Here is a 14,737-nt window from a genome sequence, read left to right as displayed (position 1 = left end):
GCGTTGATGTTCGTCAAATGAGCGGCAATCCTACCCTGTTTAGCGCAGCGCGAGTACCGCCGCCCACTGTTCGGCGGTTACCGGCATCACCGAAAGCCGGCTGCCCTTGTGTACCAGTGCCAGTTCGGCCAGAGCGGTTTGCTGCTTGAGGTAGCCCAGTTGCAAAACCTTGCCGAAGGTTTCGACATGGGCGACGTCCACGGCACTCCATGGGTTTTTTTCTGCGTTGGCCTTGGCGTCGAAGTAATGGCTTTGCGGGTCCAGTGCTGTGGGGTCGGGGTAGGCTGCGGCGCTGATGCGGGCGATGCCGGCAATGCCTGGCTCCGGGCAGCTGGAGTGGTAGAAGAAGAACTGGTCACCCACGGCCATGGCGCGCAAGAAGTTGCGCGCCTGGTAGTTGCGCACGCCATCCCAGCGGGCTTCGCCCAGGCGGGCCAGGTCCTTGATCGAGAGTTCGTCGGGCTCGGATTTCATCAGCCAATAGGCCATGGGTGCTGCTCCAGACAATGTTGGAAATAACCTGTTTCAGGAAACCGACGGTCGGTTGGCGTCAACGTTTGCGTGTCGCCTCAGGTTGTCGGAGAATGCGCGCATTTTAAGCTTGACGCTGCTGCAACAACAAAAACGTTGCTGACAACGTGATCAGTTTGCCTGAGGGGGGCAATCGATGAATCGCAAACCGGATTTACTCTGGATTCTGGTATTTCTGTTCGGTTTGGGTGTTGTCACTACCGGTTATGCGCAAAGCCTTTGGGAACGCAAGCTAGACGCCCCTTACGAAATGCCGGTCAATCCGCAACAGCGTTGATTGCCTTGCTGGCGCTCCTTATGCGGGTGCCAGGTACCAGCCACGGTCCGAGACCGTCCCCTGCAGCGGCACATCCCAACTGGCTTGCGCCAGTCGCTCGACCTTTTGGCATTCATGGGCCAGGCCCAGTAGCAACGGTTTTTTCCAGGCCTTGCGACGGGCCTGATAGGCCAGGCTGCGGTCATAGAAACCACCGCCCATGCCCAGCCGGCCACCCACTTCATCAAAACCCACCAGCGGCAGCAGGATCAGGTCCAGCGCCCAGATCGGTCGTTGCCGGGCGAGATTGATATGCGGCTCGGGGATGCGAAAGCGGTTGGGCCGCAGCTTCTCGCCGGCTTCGATGCGCTGGAACACCATCTTGGTTTTCGGCCAGGCGTGCAGCACCGGCAGGTAGGTACGCTTGCCACGGCGCTGGGCTTCACGCATCAGCAGGCGCGGGTCGATTTCGCAATCATTGGGCAGGTACAGGGCGATGTGCTTTGCCCGGCGAAACAGCGGGTGCTGCGCCAGTTGTCGGTACAGGCCACGGGCTGCCTGGCATTGCTCGGCCGGCGTCAGGGCGCGGCGGGCATCGCGAAGCAGGCGGCGAAGTTGGGGGCGGGTAAGCGGCGCGGTGTCGGTCATGGCACGGGCGGTCCCAAAGAGGGCTGCCACCCGTGGGGTGGCAGCTCGATTGCCTGCGTAGAAGGGCAGGCAAAGAATTCAGGCTCCCCGACGAACCGCTGTCGGTGTAGCCCTTGAACCCGAAAGTTCAAGGTGGAGATTGCAGGAGGCGTTAAGGCTTTCCGTCAAGCGGACATGCACACCGGCCCCACGTGCAACCCCCGTGGTTGTGCGTATCGGCTCAGGGACATGACCGACTGGCAAGCACTCCAGGGAGTGGCGCCAGTATACCGATACTCAACCCTTATTTGAATCTTGATCGTCGGCCAAGGCCTGATCGACGCGTTCGAGCAGGTCGCGGACCTGTTCGCGGGTGGCGCCAGCGGCCGGTACATCTGGGCGCTCCTGGTTGTGCAGCAGGTCGTGGGTAATGTTCAGCGCGGCCATCACGGCAATCCGGTCGGCGCCGATGACTTTGCCGCTGCTGCGAATCTCACGCATCTTGCCATCCAGGTAGCGCGCGGCGCTGACCAGGTTGCTGCGCTCTTCCGGCGGACAGATGATCGAATACTCTTTGTCGAGGATTTGAACAGTGACGCTATTGCTTGAGCTCATGAGTCTTGCTCCAGGGCCTTGAGTCGCAAAATCATCGATTCGACCTTACGCCGGGCGATTTCATTTTTTTCGATGAGGTGGGCGCGCTCTTCACGCCAGGATTTTTCCTGAGCTAATAAGAGTGCGTTTTGCCGTTTTAGTTGCTCGACCCGCTCAATCAGCAGTTCGAATCGGCCCATCAGCGCTTGCAGATCGTTCTCTTGCATTGGTTGCCACTCGATTCGGTCTTGCAGGTGGTTGCCCGGTTTATGCCCTGGCCAGCCCCGAGTTGGCCGCGTCGATGGTCTTGGCGCGCCTGCCGGTGCTAGGATACAAGGTCTTCATTCTAGTCATTGCGCCGTCTGGCGCCTAGTTGCCCATGCCCAATACCAATTCGCCGTACACCGCTTTCGCCACCTTGCTCAGCAGCAACGGGCATCCTGTTTCCCCTGCCGAACTGCACGGGCTGTTGCTCGGGCGCAGCTGTGCCGGTGCCGGCTTCGATGCCGAGGCCTGGTTGGCAGACGCCGCCGCCCTGCTGGAAAACGAGCCGGCAGACAACGTTCGTAACGCTTTGATCGGCTTGCAAGAGATGGTCAAGGGTGAGTTGTCCGGTGAAGACATCACCATCGTTCTGCTGCTGCCAGGCGATGATGCACCGCTGGCCGAGCGAGCCGCTGCCCTTGGCCAGTGGTGCCAGGGTTTTCTCTCCGGTTTCGGCCAGAACGCCGGTGGCCTGGAACTGAGCGCCGATGCCAAGGACGTGCTGAACGACCTGGTTGCCATTTCCCAGATCCAGGAGGCTCTGGAAGAGTCCGAAGACGGCGAAAACGACTATATGGAAGTCATGGAATACCTGCGCGTTGCGCCGCTGCTGCTCTTTACCGAGCTGGCCAAGCCGGTCGAACCTGCGGCCAAACCTTCGCTGCACTGATCAACCAGGATTGCCACTGCCCATGAGCCATATCCCCAAGTCGGAATACGCCCGTCGACGCAAGGCGCTGATGGCGCAGATGGAACCCAACAGCATTGCCATCCTGCCCGCCGCCGCAGTTGCCATCCGCAACCGCGACGTCGAGCACGTGTACCGCCAGGACAGCGACTTCCAGTACCTCAGCGGCTTTCCCGAGCCCGAGGCGGTGATCGCCCTGATTCCTGGCCGCGAGCACGGCGAGTACGTGCTGTTCTGCCGCGAGCGTAACCCCGAACGTGAGCTCTGGGACGGCCTGCGCGCAGGTCAAGAAGGCGCGATTGGCGACTTTGGCGCAGATGATGCCTTTCCCATCACTGATATCGACGACATCCTCCCCGGCCTGATCGAGGGCCGCGACCGGGTGTATTCGGCCATGGGCAGCAACGCCGAGTTCGACCGTCACTTGATGGAGTGGATCAATGTGATCCGCTCCAAGGCGCGCCTCGGCGCCCAGCCGCCGAACGAATTCGTTGCCCTGGATCATCTGCTGCACGACATGCGCCTGTATAAATCGGCGGCGGAAGTGAAAGTGATGCGCGAGGCCGCGGCGATTTCCGCCCGTGCCCATGTGCGAGCGATGCAGGCCTGCCGCGCCGGTTTGCGCGAGTACAGCCTGGAAGCCGAGCTGGATTACGAGTTTCGCAAGGGCGGGGCGAAGATGCCGGCCTACGGCTCGATCGTCGCCGCCGGACGCAACAGTTGCATCCTGCATTACCAGGAGAACGACGCGCTGCTCAAGGACGGTGACCTGGTGTTGATCGATGCCGGTTGCGAGATCGACTGCTACGCCAGCGACATCACCCGTACCTTTCCGGTTAGCGGGCGTTTTTCGCCAGAACAGAAGGCCATTTATGAGCTGGTGCTCAAGGCGCAGGAAGCGGCCTTTGCCGTCATTGCCCCGGGCAAGCACTGGAACCATGCCCACGAGGCCACGGTGCAAGTGATCACCGAAGGCCTGGTGGCACTGGGCTTGCTCAAGGGCCAGGTGCAGGAGCTGATTGAAAGCGAAGCCTACCGGGCCTTCTACATGCACCGCGCCGGGCACTGGCTGGGCATGGATGTGCACGATGTCGGCGAGTACAAGGTCGGCGGCCAGTGGCGGGTGCTCGAACCGGGCATGGCCCTGACCGTGGAACCTGGCATCTATGTTGGTGCCGATAACCAGAGTGTCGCGAAAAAATGGCGCGGCATCGGTGTGCGAATCGAGGATGACGTAGTGGTAACTAAGCAGGGCTGTGAAATCCTGACCTCCGGCGTACCCAAGACGGTCGCTGAAATCGAAGCCTTGATGGCTGCCGCGCGCAGTGACGCGGCATGAATCGGGTCAACCTCGCAATCATCGGTGGTGGCCTGGTCGGAGCCAGCCTGGCCCTGGCCCTGCAGGCCGGCGCAAAGGCGCGCGGCTGGAAGATCCTGCTGATCGAGCCCTTTGCTCCCAGCGACAGTTTCCAGCCGAGTTATGACGCCCGCTCTTCGGCGTTGTCCTACGGCACCCGGCAAATCTACGAGCGCCTCGGCCTGTGGCAACAGATCAGCCGCCGCGCCGAGCCGATCCGTCAGATCCAGGTTTCCGACCGTGGTCGCTTTGGCGCCACGCGCCTGGATGCACTGGAAGAAGGCGTGCCGGCGCTTGGCTATGTGGTCGAGAACGCCTGGCTCGGTCAGTGCCTGTGGCAGGGCCTGGACGCCGAGGTGGTGAGCTGGCGTTGCCCGGCGGAAGTCACCGCCATGCAGGCGCTGGAAGACGGCTATCGGTTGTCGCTCAACGACGACACCACGCTTGAGTGCGACCTTGCAGTGCTGGCCGATGGCGGCCGTTCCGGCCTGCGCGAACAACTGGGCATTCATGTCAGTCAGCGGCCGTACAACCAGAGCGCCCTGATCGCCAACATCACCCCGAGCGAGGCCCATTGCGGTCAGGCCTTCGAGCGCTTCACCGATGAAGGGCCAATGGCCTTGCTGCCGTTGCCGGAGAATCGTTGCGCGCTGGTCTGGACCCGCGCCGGGATGGACGCCAAGCGCCTGGCCGAGCTGGACGAGCGCAGCTTCCTAAGCGAGTTGCAGGACACATTTGGCTACCGTCTGGGCGCCCTGCGCCAGGTCGGCGCCCGGCACCTGTATCCGCTGACGCTGATCGAGGCCCAGGAGCAGGTACGTCCGCATCTGGTCGTGCTCGGTAACGCCGCACACAGCTTGCACCCGATTGCCGGGCAAGGCTTCAACCTGTCGCTGCGCGATGTGCAATCACTGGCCGACGGTCTGTTGGCCAACCCCGGTTTGCCGGGGGACTTCGCCACCCTGCAGGCCTACCGCGAGCGCCAGCGCCTGGATCAGGACCTGACCGTGGGCTTCTCTGATCGGGTTACCCGCTTGTTCGGCAGTGCCCAGCCGTTGGTCGCCACCGGCCGCAACCTGGGCCTGCTCGGCCTTGACCTGCTGCCCCCGGCCAAGCGCTGGTTCGCCCGCCAGGCCATGGGCCTGGGAACTCGCCCGGACCCACGGAGCTGAGTATGAGCGACCCGCGCAAACTGGCCCGGCGCGCGCGTAGGCTGCGCTGGCTGCTGAACATTTACCCGCCGTACCTGGGTGCGGGCATTCGCGTGCTCAGCATCAGCCCCGACCTGCGCCACATCCGTGTGCGCATGGGCCTGGGCTGGTTCAACCGCAACTATGTCGGTACCCAGTTCGGCGGCAGCCTGTACTCGATGGTCGACCCGTTCTACATGCTGATGCTGATGGAACTGCTCGGGCGTGAGTACATTGTCTGGGACAAAGCTGCCGCTATCGACTTCGTGTCGCCGGGCAAGGGGCCGGTGTTTGCCGACCTGCGCATTGACGATGCGCTGCTCGACGATATCCGCCAGCACACCGCCGGCGGCAAAAAGTACCTGCCACGACTTCAGGTCGATGTCCGTGACGCCGCCGGTGAGCTGGTGGCGCGGGTCGACAAAACCCTTTACGTGCGGCTCAAGCCGCAAGCGAGACAGGCTTAAGGCATGGAAATGCGCGCAGATCTGTTGATTGTCGGTGCCGGTATGGTCGGCAGCGCCCTGGCCCTGGCGTTGCAGCACAGCGGCCTGGAAATTCTCTTGCTCGACGGCAGCCCGCTGTCGATCAAACCGTTCGATCAGCAATCGGCGTTCGAGCCGCGGGTCAGCGCCTTGTCGGCGGCCAGCCAGCGCATTCTCGAACGTCTGGGCGCCTGGCAGGGGATCAGCGAGCGGCGCCTGAGCCCGTACTCGGACATGCGTGTGTGGGATGGCAGCGGCACCGGCCAGATCCACTTCTCAGCGGCCAGTGTGCATGCCGAAGTGCTTGGCCATATTGTCGAAAACCGGGTGGTGCAGGACGGCCTGCTGGAGCGCCTGCACGACAGTGAAGTCGGCCTGCTGGCCAATGCCCGTCTGGAGCAGATGCGCCGCTCTGGCGACGACTGGCTGCTGACCCTGGCCGACGGTCGCACCCTGCGTGCACCGCTGGTGATTGCCGCTGATGGCGCCAACTCGGCGGTGCGCCGCCTGACTGGCTGTGAGACCCGTGAGTGGGATTACCTGCACCACGCCATCGTCACCAGCGTACGTTGTGCCCAGCCGCATCAGACAACGGCCTGGCAGCGTTTTACCGACGAAGGGCCGCTGGCGTTCCTGCCACTGCTGCGCGACGGACAGCAGGACTGGTGCTCGATCGTCTGGTCGACCACGCCGGAGCAGGCTGAGCACTTGATGGCCTTGGGCGACGAAGCGTTCTGCGCTGAGCTCGAACGCGCCTTCGAAGGGCGCCTGGGTGGCGTGTTGCAGGCTGATCCGCGGGTCTGCGTGCCTCTGCGCCAGCGTCACGCCAAACGCTACGTGGCCGAAGGCCTGGCGCTGATAGGCGATGCCGCGCACACCATTCACCCGTTGGCCGGGCAGGGTGTGAACCTCGGCTTTCTTGATGCCGCGGTGCTGGCCGAAGAGCTGCAACATGCCTACGAGCGAGGCGAACGCCTGGCCGATGTTCGCGTGTTGAGCCGTTTCGAACGCCGGCGCATGCCGCACAACCTGGCCCTGATGGCGGCAATGGAAGGCTTCGAGCGCCTGTTCCAGGCCGACCCGTTGCCCTTGCGCTGGCTGCGCAACAGTGGCTTGAAGTGGGTCGAGCAACTGCCCGAAGCCAAGGCGTTGTTCGTGCGCCAGGCCCTGGGTTTGAGCGGTGACCTGCCGGAACTGGCGCGGGCCTGAGGGCCCCGCAACATCTGGTAACTCCTCCCTTGTCAGTTCGGTTGAGAAGCCAAATAGGATTAACTACCATTTGCGCCTCTCATGACTTCCGAGGACCGCACCATGTTGCCACGCAAGCACGTACTGGCCGCCCTGGCTCTGACTCTGTTCGGCACTGCCGCCCAGGCGGCGGACGAGGTGGTGGTGTATTCCTCGCGGATCGACGAGCTGATCAAGCCGGTGTTCGACGCCTACACCAAAGAGACCGGGGTGAAGATCAAGTTCATCACCGACAAGGAAGCGCCGCTGATGCAGCGGATCAAGGCCGAGGGCGAGAACGCCACCGCCGACCTGCTGCTCACCGTCGATGCCGGTAACCTCTGGCAGGCCGAGCAGATGGGTATCCTGCAGCCGATCAAGTCGGACATCATCGATAAAAATATCCCGGCCCAATACCGCGCCTCGTCCCACGACTGGACCGGCCTGAGCCTGCGCGCGCGGACCATCGCCTACTCCACCGAGCGGGTCAAACCCGAAGAGCTGAGCACCTACGAAGCCCTGGCCGACAAGAACTGGGAAGGTCGCCTGTGCCTGCGTACTGCGAAGAAGGTCTACAACCAGTCGCTGACCGCCACCTTGATCGAAACCCATGGCGAGAAGAAAACCGAAGAGATCATTAAGGGCTGGGTCAACAACCTGTCCACCGACGTGTTCTCCGATGACACGGCGTTGCTGCAGGCGATCAATGCCGGCCAATGCGATGTCGGTATCGTCAACACCTACTACTACGGTCGCCTGCACAAGGAAAACCCCAAGCTGGCGGTCAAACTGTTCTGGCCCAACCAGGCTGACCGTGGCGTGCACGTCAACCTTTCGGGTATTGGCCTGACCAAGCATGCGCCGCATCCTGAGGCGGCGAAGAAGCTGGTTGAATGGATGACCGGCGCCGAGGCGCAGAAGATCTTCGCTGGTGTAAACCAGGAGTTCCCGGCTAACCCGACTGTTGCGCCATCGGAAGAAGTGGCCGCCTGGGGCACCTTCAAGGCCGACAGCATTCCTGTGGAAGTGGCCGGCAAACGCCAGGCCGAAGCCATCCGCCTGATGGATCGGGCTGGCTGGAACTAAGCGCCAGGCTTTATCCTTGCGGGGCCCTATCGGGCCCCAATCGCTGGCAAGCCAGCTCCCACACGGATAGCGGTGCTCTCTTTTCACTGTGGGAGCTGGCTTGCCAGCGATCGACCGCAACGCGGTCGCAATCATCCCCATAGAGATTTCACTTTTGGCCCACCCCGCCCAACGCCGCTGGTACCCCCTGGTCTTCAGCATCGCCGCCCTGGTACTGCTGCCGCTGAGCGTGCTGCTGCTGTCCTGGCAGGCGGTCGACCTGCAGATCTGGTCGCACCTGCTCGACACCCAGATGAGCCGCCTGCTGGGCAACACCCTGACGTTGATCCTCGGTGTGGGTGTCGGTGTGACGGTGCTGGGGGTGAGCCTGGCCTGGCTCACCAGCCTGTGTGAATTCCCCGGGCGACGCTGGCTCGACTGGGCGTTGATGCTGCCCTTCGCGATTCCGGCCTATGTATTGGCGTTCGTCTTCGTCGGTCTGCTGGATTTCGCCGGGCCAGTGCAAACCTTGCTGCGCGAGTGGTTCGGGCCCATGCGTTTGCCACGGGTGCGTTCCACCGGTGGGGTGATCACCGTGCTGGTGCTGGTGTTCTACCCGTACGTCTACCTGTTGGCGCGTAATGCCTTTCTGGCCCAGGGCAAAGGCCTGATGGAGGCTGCACGGGTGCTCGGGCTATCACCCTTGCAGGCATTCTGGCGGGTCGCCATGCCCATGGCACGGCCGGCCATCGGTGCGGGTGTGGCGCTGGCGCTGATGGAGACCCTGGCGGATTTTGGCGCAGTCTCAGTGTTCAACTTCGACACCTTCACCACGGCCATCTACAAGACCTGGTATGGCTTCTTCAGCCTTTCCAGCGCTGCCCAGCTGGCCAGCCTGCTGTTGCTGGCGGTGATGTTGGTGCTGTACGGCGAACGGCGTGCCCGCGGTGCGGTGCGCAGTAGTAATGAACGGCCACGGGGCAAGGCGCTATACCACCTGCGTGGCGTCAAGGCATTGGCCGCCAGCAGCTGGTGTGTGCTGGTGTTCGCCTGCGCCTTCGTGGTGCCGATGCTGCAACTGGTGGCGTGGTTCTGGCAGCGCGGGCGTTTCGACCTCGATGAGCGCTACGCCGGGTTGATCCTGCATACCCTCTACCTGGGCGGCATGGCAGCGCTGATCACGGTCTGTGTTGCCCTGGTGCTGGCGTTCGCCAGGCGTCAGGCGCCAACCCCGGGGATTCGCGCAGGCGTCGGCCTGGCCAACCTGGGCTATGCCTTGCCCGGCTCGGTATTGGCGGTGTCGATCATGCTTGCCTTCAGTTACCTCGATAACCAACTGGTGGTGCCGCTTTCCAACTGGCTGGGAGGTGCCGGCAAGCCGTTGCTGCTCGGCAGCCTGTCGGCCTTGCTGCTGGCGTACCTGGTGCGCTTTATCGCCGTAGCCTACGGCCCGCTGGAAAACAGCCTGGAGCGGATTCGTCCGTCTTTGCCGGAGGCTTCCCGCAGCCTGGGTGTTGGCGGCCCGAGATTGTTTTGCAAGGTGTATCTACCTTTGCTGGTACCCGGTGCCTTGAGTGCGGCGCTGCTGGTGTTTGTCGACGTGCTCAAGGAGATGCCGGCGACCCTGCTGATGCGCCCCTTCGGCTGGGATACCCTGGCGGTTCGGGTGTTCGAGATGACCAGTGAGGGGGAGTGGGCGCGGGCCTCGTTACCGGCGCTGACACTGGTGCTGGTCGGCCTGTTGCCGGTCATCGGCCTGATTCGACGTTCGGCCCAGCACCCGGGTCAAACGCGCTGAGGGTGTAAGGCTGCGTCCTTGCGGCTACAATGCGCGGCATTCGCTGCGGCCGGTCCTACAGACCGGGTAGCTGCATCGCTGCCAGCCGCCGTAGCCTCGCCACGCCCGGAAGGAGAAACCCATGGGACAGCGTACGCCTCTGTATGACCTGCACTTGGCTCTCGGCGCCAAGATGGTCGATTTTGGCGGTTGGGATATGCCCCTGCACTATGGCTCGCAGGTCGAGGAGCACCATCAGGTGCGCCAGGCCTGCGGGGTATTCGATGTATCCCATATGACCGTGATCGATATCCGCGGCGCTCAGGCTGGCGTCTGGCTGCAGCAGGTGCTGGCCAATGATGTAGATCGTCTGCACGCCACCGGCAAAGCCCTGTACAGCACCATGCTCAACGAGCAGGGCGGGGTGATCGACGACATGATCGTCTACCGTTGCGAAGACGGTTACCGTCTGGTGGTCAACGCTTCGACCCGCGACAAGGATCTGGCCTGGTTGCAGGCGCGCATGACCGGTTTCGAAGTCGAGCTGAACGAGCGCCCGGAGTTGGCCATTCTCGCTATCCAGGGCCCGCATGCGCGAGAAAAGGTCGCGGAGTTGGTGAGCGCCGCACGCGCCGCGCTGATCCGTGAACTCAAGCCCTTCGAAGGCCTGGCCGACGGTGACTGGTTCATAGCCCGCACCGGTTACACCGGTGAGGATGGCCTGGAAATCATCTTCCCGGCAGTGCAGGCCCCGGCGTTCTTCAACGACCTGGTCGGCGCTGGCATCGCCCCCAGCGGCCTTGGTGCGCGCGACACCTTGCGCCTGGAGGCGGGGATGAACCTGTATGGCCAGGATATCGACGAAGACCATACACCGCTGACCTCGAATCTGGGCTGGAGTGTCGCCTGGGAGCCGGCGGAGCGCAGTTTCATCGGGCGCCAAGGCTTGCTGGGTGAAATCGAGCATGGCGTGGAGCAGAAACTGGTCGGCCTGGTGCTCGAAGAACGCGGGGTTTTACGTGCCCACCAGGTGGTTCGTGTCGCTGGGATTGGCGAAGGTGAGATCACCAGTGGTAGTTTCTCTCCTACGCTGAGCAAATCCATTGCCCTGGCGCGGGTGCCGATGGCCACCGCCGACCGTGCCGAGGTGGAGATTCGCGGCAAGTGGTACCCGGTGCGGGTGGTCAGGCCGACCTTCGTGCGCCATGGCAAGATCCTGATCTGAACCTATTTCTGGCGGGCCAAACCGCTGAGCCAATCGAGGACAACAATTATGAGTAATATCCCCGCCGACCTGCGTTTTGCCGAAAGCCACGAATGGGCCCGGCTCGAAGCCGATGGCACTGTGACTGTCGGGATCAGCGACCACGCTCAGCAAGCCCTGGGTGACGTGGTGTTCGTCGAGCTGGTGGAAGTCGGCAAGGTCTTTGCCGCTGGCGACGCTGCAGGTGTGGTCGAGTCGGTCAAGGCCGCATCGGACATCTACGCACCGGTTGGCGGTGAAGTGATCGCGGTCAACGATGAACTGGCCGACAGCCCTGAGGAACTGAACAACGATCCTTACGGCAGCTGGATCTTCAAGCTCAAGCCAAGCGACAAGGCCGAGCTGGACAAACTGCTCGACGCCGCCGGCTATCAAGCCGCCATTGGCGAATAGTTTCACGCAGGCGGCAATCTCTTCCTAGACTCAATATGCCTCGAGCGCTCGAGGCTTGGTCGAGGAAGAGAGAGCCGCTATGTCCCAGTCGCCGTCCCTGAGCCAACTGCAAGACCGCAATCCTTTCCTGCGTCGCCACCTGGGGCCCGATGCCTTGGAGCAGCAGGCCATGCTCGCCACCCTTGGAGTTGGCAGCCGCCGCGAACTGATTGAGCAGACCGTGCCACCGGGCATCCGCCTGAACCGGCCGCTGGAATTGCCCGCTGCCCTCGATGAGCAGGCCGCCCTGGCCCGGCTCAAGGGCTATGCCGAGCAGAACCAGGTGTGGACCAGCCTGATCGGCATGGGCTACCACGGCACCGTCACCCCCACGGTCATTTTGCGCAACGTCCTGGAAAACCCGGGCTGGTACACCGCCTACACCCCGTACCAACCGGAAATCGCCCAGGGCCGCCTGGAAGCCTTGCTCAATTTCCAGCAGATGATCATCGACCTCACCGGCCTGGACCTGGCCAACGCCTCGTTACTCGACGAAGCCACTGCTGCGGCAGAGGCCATGGCCCTGGCCAAGCGTATGGCCAAGTCGAAAAGCAATGCCTTCTTCGCCGATGAGCACTGTCACCCGCAAACCCTTTCGGTGCTGCAAACACGCGCCGAGGGCTTTGGCTTCGAGCTGATCATCGACACTGTGGATAACCTCGCCAAGCACACGGTATTCGGGGCCTTGCTGCAGTACCCCGACACCCATGGCGAAGTGCGTGACCTGCGCCCTTTGATTACCCAGCTGCATGCCCAACAGGCACTGGCCTGCGTCGCGGCTGATCTGCTCAGCCTGGTGATGCTGATGCCGCCGGGCGAGCAGGGCGCCGACGTGGTGCTGGGCTCGTCCCAGCGTTTTGGCGTGCCCATGGGCTTTGGTGGCCCGCATGCGGCGTTTTTTGCCTGCCGTGACGAGTTCAAACGGGCCATGCCGGGGCGCATCATTGGTGTTTCCAAGGATGCCCGGGGCAATACCGCGCTGCGCATGGCCCTGCAGACCCGCGAGCAGCATATCCGCCGCGAGAAGGCCAACTCCAACATCTGCACGGCCCAGGTGCTGCTGGCCAATATTGCGGCGTTCTATGCGGTGTATCACGGCCCGCAAGGTTTGCAGCGTATTGCCCAGCGTGTGCATGCGCTGACCTTCGTGCTGGCTGCAGGCCTTGAGAGCAAAGGCATCAAGCGCCTCAATGAACACTTCTTCGACACCCTGACCCTGGAAGTCGGCGGCAGTCAGACGGCAATCATCCAGAGCGCCGAGGCGGCGCAGGTCAACCTGCGGATACTCGGTCGCGGGCAACTGGGCGTGAGCCTTGACGAAACCTGCGACGAAGGCACGGTCATGCGCCTGTTCGATATCTTCCTGGGTGCCGACCACGGGCTGGATATCGCCACCCTCGATGCCCTGGCGCAGCCCGAAGGCATTCCGCCGGCACTGGTGCGACGCTCGGCCTTCCTCAGCCACCCGGTGTTCAACCTGCACCACAGCGAAACCGAGATGCTGCGCTACCTCAAACAGCTGGAGAACAAGGACCTGGCGCTGAACCAGTCAATGATTCCGCTGGGGTCGTGCACCATGAAGCTCAATGCCAGCAGCGAGATGATCCCGATTACCTGGCCGGGCTTTGCTCTGTTGCATCCCTTTGCGCCGGCAGCCCAGGTACAGGGTTACAAGGCGATGATCGACGAGCTGGAGAGCTGGTTGTGCGCAATCACCGGCTTCGATGCTATCTGCATGCAGCCCAACTCTGGCGCCCAAGGTGAGTACGCCGGGCTGATGGCAATCGCCAAGTACCACCGCAGCCGCCACCAGCCACAGCGCGATATCTGCCTGATCCCGGCCTCGGCCCACGGTACCAACCCGGCTTCGGCGCAGATGGCCGGGATGCGCGTGGTGATCGTCGAGTGCGACCAGGCCGGCAACGTCGACCTGGCCGACCTCAAGGCCAAGGCACAGGCGGCTGGCGAACAGCTGTCGTGTCTGATGGCCACTTACCCTTCGACCCACGGTGTGTACGAGGAGGGCATCAGCGAGATCTGCGAAGTTATCCACAAGCACGGTGGCCAGGTGTACATGGACGGCGCCAACCTCAACGCCCAGGTCGGCCTGGCGCGGCCGGCGGACATTGGCGCCGACGTTTCGCACATGAACCTGCACAAGACCTTTTGCATCCCCCACGGTGGTGGTGGTCCGGGCATGGGGCCGATTGGTGTTCGTGCGCACCTGGCGCCCTTTGTCGCCAGTCACCCGGTGGTGCCGATACCCGGGCCCGACCCGCAGAACACTGCGGTCAGTGCCGCACCCTGGGGCAGTGCGAGCATCTTGCCGATCAGCTGGATGTACATCGCCATGATGGGCCCGCAACTGGCCGATGCCAGTGAGGTGGCGATTCTCTCGGCCAACTACCTGGCCGAACAGTTGGCTGGTGCTTTTCCGGTGCTCTACCGTGGCCGTAACGAACGGGTGGCCCATGAGTGCATTCTCGATCTGCGTCCACTGAAGGCCCTGACCGGGATCAGCGAGGAGGATGTGGCCAAGCGCTTGATGGATTACGGCTTCCACGCACCGACCATGTCATTCCCGGTGCCGGGGACCTTGATGGTCGAGCCGACCGAGAGTGAGTCGAAGGCCGAGCTGGATCGTTTTGTCGAGGCAATGCTGAGCATTCGCGCCGAGATCCGCGAGGTTCAGGAGGGTAACTGGCCGGCGGAGGACAACCCGCTCAAGCATGCGCCGCATACGCTTGAAGATGTGCTCGGAGTGTGGGAACGGCCTTACAGCATTGCCCAGGGCGTGGCGCCCAGTGCCCATGCGCGGATGCACAAGTACTGGCCTGCGGTGAATCGGGTCGACAATGTGTATGGGGACAGGAATCTATTTTGTGCTTGTGTGCCGGTGGATGACTACCGTTAAGCGGTATGGCACATCGCGGGTCAAGCCCGCTCCTACAGGTTTGTAGGAGCGGGCTTGACCCGCGAT

Annotated in this window: 15 protein-coding genes and 1 other RNA gene; 11 read left to right on the top strand and 5 right to left on the bottom strand. The window is 62.9% G+C overall.

Annotated features, from left to right (window positions below; genetic code table 11):
• Positions 1 to 39: 39 nt before the first annotated feature.
• Positions 40 to 489: an EVE domain-containing protein gene (locus M5G17_RS01955; protein ID WP_273891326.1), complete on the bottom strand. Its 450-nt coding sequence runs from the start codon at positions 487 to 489 to the stop codon at positions 40 to 42.
• Between the two features lie 178 nt (positions 490 to 667).
• Between M5G17_RS01955 and M5G17_RS01950 the strand changes: the two genes are divergently transcribed.
• Positions 668 to 808 carry a hypothetical protein gene (locus M5G17_RS01950; RefSeq protein ID WP_165392175.1) on the top strand — a complete coding sequence of 47 codons (141 nt, stop codon included), beginning with the start codon at positions 668 to 670 and terminating at the stop codon, positions 806 to 808.
• Between the two features lie 18 nt (positions 809 to 826).
• Here M5G17_RS01950 and M5G17_RS01945 read toward each other — a convergent pair whose 3' ends face one another.
• The 4 genes from M5G17_RS01945 to M5G17_RS01930 all read right to left on the bottom strand — a co-directional run bounded on the left by M5G17_RS01945 (position 827) and on the right by M5G17_RS01930 (position 2,235).
• On the bottom strand, positions 827 to 1,435 hold the full coding sequence (locus M5G17_RS01945; protein WP_273891325.1) for a 5-formyltetrahydrofolate cyclo-ligase: 609 nt from the start codon (positions 1,433 to 1,435) through the stop codon (positions 827 to 829).
• A gap of 80 nt (positions 1,436 to 1,515) precedes the next feature.
• Positions 1,516 to 1,693, bottom strand: a non-coding RNA gene (ssrS, locus tag M5G17_RS01940) — 6S RNA.
• An 18-nt stretch (positions 1,694 to 1,711) separates the two neighbouring features.
• Positions 1,712 to 2,029, bottom strand: a complete 318-nt coding sequence (locus tag M5G17_RS01935; protein WP_130261953.1) for a cell division protein ZapA — start codon at positions 2,027 to 2,029, stop codon at positions 1,712 to 1,714.
• Positions 2,026 to 2,235 carry a TIGR02449 family protein gene (locus M5G17_RS01930; RefSeq protein ID WP_010221172.1) on the bottom strand — a complete coding sequence of 70 codons (210 nt, stop codon included), beginning with the start codon at positions 2,233 to 2,235 and terminating at the stop codon, positions 2,026 to 2,028. Before M5G17_RS01930 ends, M5G17_RS01935 begins: the two co-directional genes overlap by 4 nt.
• A 152-nt stretch (positions 2,236 to 2,387) precedes the next feature.
• On the opposite strand from M5G17_RS01930, the gene M5G17_RS01925 reads away from it, so the two are divergent.
• The 10 genes from M5G17_RS01925 to gcvP all read left to right on the top strand — a co-directional run bounded on the left by M5G17_RS01925 (position 2,388) and on the right by gcvP (position 14,671).
• Positions 2,388 to 2,942, top strand: a complete 555-nt coding sequence (locus M5G17_RS01925; protein ID WP_273891324.1) for a YecA/YgfB family protein — start codon at positions 2,388 to 2,390, stop codon at positions 2,940 to 2,942.
• Positions 2,943 to 2,964: 22 nt separating this feature from the next.
• Positions 2,965 to 4,299 (top strand): Xaa-Pro aminopeptidase, encoded by a 1,335-nt coding sequence (gene pepP / locus M5G17_RS01920; RefSeq protein WP_273891323.1) that lies wholly within the window; start codon positions 2,965 to 2,967, stop codon positions 4,297 to 4,299.
• Complete coding sequence (gene ubiH, locus M5G17_RS01915; protein ID WP_273891322.1) at positions 4,296 to 5,489, top strand: 2-octaprenyl-6-methoxyphenyl hydroxylase; 1,194 nt, start codon at positions 4,296 to 4,298, stop codon at positions 5,487 to 5,489. The genes pepP and ubiH overlap by 4 nt, the downstream gene beginning before the upstream one ends.
• A 2-nt stretch (positions 5,490 to 5,491) precedes the next feature.
• A complete protein-coding gene (locus M5G17_RS01910; RefSeq protein ID WP_273891321.1) occupies positions 5,492 to 5,974 on the top strand; it encodes a DUF4442 domain-containing protein in 483 nt (160 codons plus the stop codon).
• A 9-nt stretch (positions 5,975 to 5,983) separates the two neighbouring features.
• A complete protein-coding gene (locus M5G17_RS01905) occupies positions 5,984 to 7,201 on the top strand; it encodes a 2-octaprenyl-3-methyl-6-methoxy-1,4-benzoquinol hydroxylase (protein WP_273891378.1) in 1,218 nt (405 codons plus the stop codon).
• Positions 7,202 to 7,303: 102 nt separating this feature from the next.
• Positions 7,304 to 8,305 (top strand): extracellular solute-binding protein, encoded by a 1,002-nt coding sequence (locus tag M5G17_RS01900; RefSeq protein WP_273891320.1) that lies wholly within the window; start codon positions 7,304 to 7,306, stop codon positions 8,303 to 8,305.
• 154 nt (positions 8,306 to 8,459) lie between these two features.
• Positions 8,460 to 10,082, top strand: coding sequence for an ABC transporter permease (locus M5G17_RS01895; RefSeq protein WP_273891319.1), 1,623 nt, complete (start codon positions 8,460 to 8,462; stop codon positions 10,080 to 10,082).
• 121 nt (positions 10,083 to 10,203) lie between these two features.
• Positions 10,204 to 11,286: a glycine cleavage system aminomethyltransferase GcvT gene (gene gcvT, locus M5G17_RS01890; protein WP_273891318.1), complete on the top strand. Its 1,083-nt coding sequence runs from the start codon at positions 10,204 to 10,206 to the stop codon at positions 11,284 to 11,286.
• Between the two features lie 48 nt (positions 11,287 to 11,334).
• On the top strand, positions 11,335 to 11,718 hold the full coding sequence (gene gcvH / locus M5G17_RS01885) for a glycine cleavage system protein GcvH (RefSeq protein ID WP_273891317.1): 384 nt from the start codon (positions 11,335 to 11,337) through the stop codon (positions 11,716 to 11,718).
• 79 nt (positions 11,719 to 11,797) lie between these two features.
• Complete coding sequence (gene gcvP, locus M5G17_RS01880; RefSeq protein ID WP_273891316.1) at positions 11,798 to 14,671, top strand: aminomethyl-transferring glycine dehydrogenase; 2,874 nt, start codon at positions 11,798 to 11,800, stop codon at positions 14,669 to 14,671.
• Positions 14,672 to 14,737: the final 66 nt, after the last annotated feature.

Origin of the sequence: Pseudomonas rubra (assembly GCF_028656935.1) — a bacterium.
GTDB lineage: Bacteria > Pseudomonadota > Gammaproteobacteria > Pseudomonadales > Pseudomonadaceae > Aquipseudomonas > Aquipseudomonas rubra.
Note: the sequence above shows the minus strand (reverse complement) of the source record. Positions and strands in the feature narration are given on the sequence as shown.